Here is a 3,991-nt window from a genome sequence, read left to right as displayed (position 1 = left end):
GCTCCTTACCTAAAAAACCAGGTTGTTTTGCTAAAAACTTTGTCCAAATTTCTTGATCTTTTTGGATAAATTTTTCCCTAGCTTCGGGTTTAACTTGAAATTCTAACCACTCAATGACCATAGTAATTATCTCCTATTTTTGGGTTTTCATCAAGAATTCTTCTGTGAGTTTCATAAAAGCTTTGGAACCACTAGAAGAGGGCATGGCTGCCACCGCAGGCACGAACATATCGACAGCTTTAGCTACATTAACATCCATAGGAATCGCATTAGCAAAAATTTGATGGGCTTGAAAATCCTGTTGTACCCGGCGCATGACTTGATTATAGTAGCGACTGAGTAAACCACCACCGGAAAGAATAAAAACTATACCGAGTAAACCGGGGTTAATCGGTTCGGTTTCTTGATGACTAGCTTTGAGTTTAACTATTCTTCTTTCTAATAGCTGAATGCCGACAATTGATAAAGGTTCGGGACGGGCGGGTAGTAAATAAAAATGACTGCTACATAGACCACTACGAGTTAAAAGATTATAGCCCGGAGCGCAGTCCATAATAATATAATCGTAACGGTCTTGAATGGGATCAATGATTTTTTGAATCAGGATTCTTTCCAGGTTATTCCAAGCATGATCAAAGCCTAAATCTTCCTGTAAAATTGCTTGATGGTGCAGGGTTTCTGAGACGACATATTCATCATATAGTTCAATGTCTCCCGGCAGTAGATCTAAGCCTTGAATTTCACAGACTGAAGGGACAATAATATCATCAATAGTTAATTTATTGTAGGGATTGGGTTTGATAATTGCTTCTAATAAATAGCTTAAAGTGCGTTTTTTGCGACGCAGTTGAGCGAATTCGTGGGGAGACATTAAACTGAGAGTCGCACTGATTTGAGCGTCTAAATCGAGGACAAGGACTCGTTTTTGCTGAAATTTAGCTAAACAGGTGGCAAGGTTGACGGTAAGGGTAGTTTTTCCTACTCCTCCTTTCATATTAACGGTGCTGATGACAGTGGCCATTATGGGAGTTCCTTTCTAGTTAACCGATGGAATATCTCGACGTAAAACTTGCCCGTTGGGAGCCATAATCAAAGGAGGTAAACTGGTAATATCGATCGCTTCTTGGGTTTTCATGTCGTAGGTGGTGTAAACTGTTTCCTGTTGATGGGGATTAATATCGACAATTGTTAAGGTTTTTCTGGGCGCTTGTTCACTGTTCAATAACCGTCGCGGTCCACTGCCTAAAGCTCCTGCGTGTAATAATTGTAATTGCCCCCGTTTACCCGGATAGTAAGCGTGAGCGTGGCCACTAATATAAGTATGCACCTGATGGCCCTCTAAAAACGCTCTTAATTGCTCGGCATCGGCTAAATAATCCCCCGGTCGATTTCTGCCGACGGCAATACCGTAGAGGGGTAAATGACCGATTACTAGCCGCATTTTAGCATTTTTAGCGTCGGGGCTACTCAAGTTTTTTGCTGCCCAATTTAGTTGTTCCCGAGAGATTAAATGAGTGGAGGCATCCCAGACTAGATAGAATATACCATTTTGAGTGAAAGTATAATAAAAAGGAAAGCCGGTTTTATCGATAAAATTTAAACTTGTATGATGTTGGGGATTTTGCCAATAATCTTGGGCTAATTTTCTCTCTTGAGCATAGATAAATTTTCCTGCGGATAAAGCTCCAGAAGCGTCATGATTACCGATGGTAAAACCAAAAGGTATTTTAGCAGCTCGCAGGGGCGCGGCGATATGGCGATCAAAGGCTGACCACATGGCGTTAATTGCTGCCTCTGTCAAGCTGCTTTTTTGTCCTGCCACCATGTCGCCGCCACAGAGGACCAGATCGGGTTTATGATTGATAATTAAGGGGATAGCTCGATCAATTTCGGGATCGTAAGTAGTGGAACCGTATTGACTATTAAGGTCACTAATCACGATTATCTTGACTTTTTTCGCCTTTTGTGCTTGTTTAACGGGAGACTCAGGGGGATTTTTGGAAGTAACGGGCTGTAAAATTTGATGAGCGCAAGCTACCAAGCTAAAACCGCCTAAACTGCCACTAATCAGCAAAAATTTACGGCGTTGCATAGAATATCAATCTCGTCTTTAATTGAGGTCACGTCAGTTAGTGTAGCAATTTTTGTCCCTTCGATCGCTTTTTTGTTGATTATCCCAATTAACCATCAGGAGATAACTTGACAATTCTTTTAACTTCTTTTGCACCTTGGTTATGCCATCACCGGAGTAATTCCTCCGATGATTTGTTAGTATCTATTCAAGATAATTATGCAAAAAAGCTTTTATTTTTGCGTCAACTTCCCGTTAATACCCATCGAGCCAGTGAACGAGTTATCAAAGCTATTCAAGACAAAAAGCCTGATTTCGTTATTTGTTGTGGCATGGCAGAAAGTCGTTATCGTTTAAGTTTAGAATCTCAGGCTAGGAGTAGCACAAAAAAGTTATTGACATCAATTCCGTTGCCAGATTTAATTAAAAACCTTGACTATAGTTATATCAGCGATAATGCTGGTCAGTTTGTCTGCGAAGAATTATATTTTCAAGTCTTAAAATATCATCCGAGAGCCTTATTCGTTCATGTGCCGCTTTTAACTGACAAAAATTTTACTATTATTCAAAGAGATTTTCAGAAAATTATCACCCTTAGCCGTTAGCTCATATAATTCGAGAGTAAGTTTCAAGGGAAAAAGGAAAAAGGATATACTGGTATTTTGCCATAATTGCCCTCCTCGACTTGAGAGCGCACCTGAGTCTAATAAATCTGATTACCACGTCGGGCAAATTCTTCTTGGCTGTAGAGGGGTGGTCGTACTATCATTGGTTTGACCCGGTTGCAACTTTTGCCCCTCTATTTTAACCTAAACATTGGCAATCTTCGCTAACATTCCTCAACTGGGCCCACAAGAGCGGCATCGCACTTAAACCCACAGCTTTAATAAATGTGGATGGTGTGTTCCCCAAAAATCGATCAGTGGAGCAGTAAGAGACACTTTAGGGAACGCACCCTACAAGATCGGCGATCGCACTGAATTTATTTTTCCCGAAATGGATATATACCCTCCAGACAGATTATATATCGTGATTCTCCGTCGCCATCAACATCCTTGACAGTAGGCAATTTAGGCAACGCAAAACTCTTGAATCCATCACCTCCGTATTTGGTCCCAAGTATGGAGTACAGCGCCTGATAGCCAGATATCGGTAGCTTAGATCCGTCACAAAATGCCCAGCCTGCCGGCGCAAAATCCCCTGCAAAAAGCAGAATCTGTCCGATCAAAAAATCCATGTTTTCTTCTTTCTCCAAACAGTGTTGACTTTTTTAGGTTGTGATCGTCTTTCTTATTTCAACTCGACCTCATCCCTTGAACCAACTACACAATATACGAAAACTTTCCGTATCTCACGCCAAATACACATTTTTTAATAAATCTTTCCGCATATTACTCTCCTATAGAGCGATCACAAGAACTTTTCCTAATAAAATTACAAGTAACCGTGTTATGTCGAATTATTATAGGCGTTCTCATGTTTTGAAAATCCCACAGGGTCGCCGATACAAAATTAAGTTATACTTCATCTTTATGATAAACGCTGCCATACCGGAATCTAATTTTGGGGAGATTGATTACCATATTTAACTTCATTTGTCAAGAAATTCTCTCATTTTTAGGTGCGGCATTGCACTTAAACCCACAGCTGCAATTAATGTGCATAGTGCGTTCCCCAAAATCGATCGCTGGAGCAGTAGGAGCCACTTTAGGGAACACACCCTATTTTTTCTGTCAACCCAACCGACAGGATCAGCGTACTGCTGCGCAGTGCCTTCGCCATCGCACTATAGATTTAGCGGTTCCATTGAATGCTTTAGCCGGCGGTCGGGTGCAGTGATTTGTTAGACGCTCGCTTAATTGGCAACCTAACTAATCTATCTTTATGAGCCAGTTGCTTCTGCTTTAAGTCATTAAAAAT

General features: G+C 40.9%; 5 protein-coding genes. 1 reads left to right on the top strand and 4 read right to left on the bottom strand.

Annotated elements, in window-relative coordinates:
• The 3 genes from PX484_RS14045 to PX484_RS14035 all read right to left on the bottom strand — a co-directional run.
• On the bottom strand, nt 1-121 hold a 121-nt coding region (locus tag PX484_RS14045), incomplete at its 3' end, for a TIGR03792 family protein (RefSeq protein ID WP_288104334.1).
• 12 nt (nt 122-133) lie between these two features.
• Nucleotides 134-1,021 (bottom strand): ParA family protein, encoded by an 888-nt coding sequence (locus PX484_RS14040; RefSeq protein ID WP_287670355.1) that lies wholly within the window; start codon nt 1,019-1,021, stop codon nt 134-136.
• 15 nt (nt 1,022-1,036) lie between these two features.
• A complete protein-coding gene (locus tag PX484_RS14035; protein ID WP_002803225.1) occupies nt 1,037-2,092 on the bottom strand; it encodes a metallophosphoesterase family protein in 1,056 nt (351 codons plus the stop codon).
• A 107-nt stretch (nt 2,093-2,199) separates the two neighbouring features.
• Here PX484_RS14035 and PX484_RS14030 point away from each other — a divergent pair, with 107 nt between their 5' ends.
• Complete coding sequence (locus PX484_RS14030; RefSeq protein WP_287670363.1) at nt 2,200-2,676, top strand: pyroglutamyl-peptidase I family protein; 477 nt, start codon at nt 2,200-2,202, stop codon at nt 2,674-2,676.
• A gap of 377 nt (nt 2,677-3,053) precedes the next feature.
• On the opposite strand, the gene PX484_RS14025 is transcribed toward PX484_RS14030, so the two are convergent.
• Nucleotides 3,054-3,326 (bottom strand): phage tail protein, encoded by a 273-nt coding sequence (locus tag PX484_RS14025; RefSeq protein WP_228009726.1) that lies wholly within the window; start codon nt 3,324-3,326, stop codon nt 3,054-3,056.
• Nucleotides 3,327-3,991 lie beyond the last annotated feature (665 nt).

Origin of the sequence: Microcystis sp. M49636_WE2 (assembly GCF_030065375.1) — a bacterium.
Lineage (GTDB): Bacteria > Cyanobacteriota > Cyanobacteriia > Cyanobacteriales > Microcystaceae > Microcystis > Microcystis aeruginosa_C.
This window is presented reverse-complemented; position numbering and strand designations above follow the sequence as displayed.